At 37.4% G+C, this 740-nt stretch carries 1 protein-coding gene; it reads left to right on the forward strand.

Annotated features, from left to right (window positions below; translation table 11 throughout):
• The first annotated feature begins 113 nt into the window (after positions 1-113).
• Entirely contained in the window at positions 114-719 is a 606-nt protein-coding gene (locus ACT3RN_RS16005) for a hypothetical protein (protein WP_192992645.1), read from the forward strand.
• Positions 720-740 lie beyond the last annotated feature (21 nt).

Raw genomic sequence — 740 nt, forward strand, 5'->3', positions numbered from 1 at the left:
CCCTAGAAGGTTACTATAAGGGCGAGTATAGGCAATGGGGCTGGGCGATTAGAGAATTTGTCTCTTGTTATGACCGTTAGTATGAAGATTTTTCAGTTCCAGAGGGTGGTCATGTGATTAATAAGTATGTGTTCATATTTGCTATATCTTTTTTAGTTTGCTCGTGTAGCAGAGGCATTACCACATCAGATGCAGAAGCTTCCGATAGTAATATAAAAATAGAGAAATATTCTGACGCAAATATAAGAGAAATCGAGCTTGGTAAATCTTTTAGTCTAGATCAAATTAAAAGCACGTCCACATTCGACGGTGAATTTAAGAAACTTAGTGACGTTGAGTGTGGCGGTTTTTTTACGGAAGCCGAGATAGGTGAGAGTGGGGAAGAAGCCATTTATCAGTATGGCAATATGGAAGTTGATATCACAGGGGATCAGGGTGTGATCATGAAAATAGTGGGCATTCCTGATGGGCTTCGTATTAAATACAATGAACTATTAATCGATAACAACTTCAATCCCAAAAGCTTAAACTTTGAAAAATTTGAAGTTGATGAAAATGAGGCAACCGTCTCAGACCATACTGTTGGCATAGAGTCTACTAATATAAAAACAGCTTACGATACGATGTACTCAATCCGTGAAAAGACCAGTGATGAGTCATTACAGCTAAGCTTTTTGGATAATAAGCTGGTTGCTATTAAGGTTTTGGTCCAGTGTTGATTTATAGTTAATGCTATATAA

Source organism: Psychrobacter sp. AOP5-GZ1-6 (assembly GCF_052376345.1).
GTDB lineage: Bacteria > Pseudomonadota > Gammaproteobacteria > Pseudomonadales > Moraxellaceae > Psychrobacter.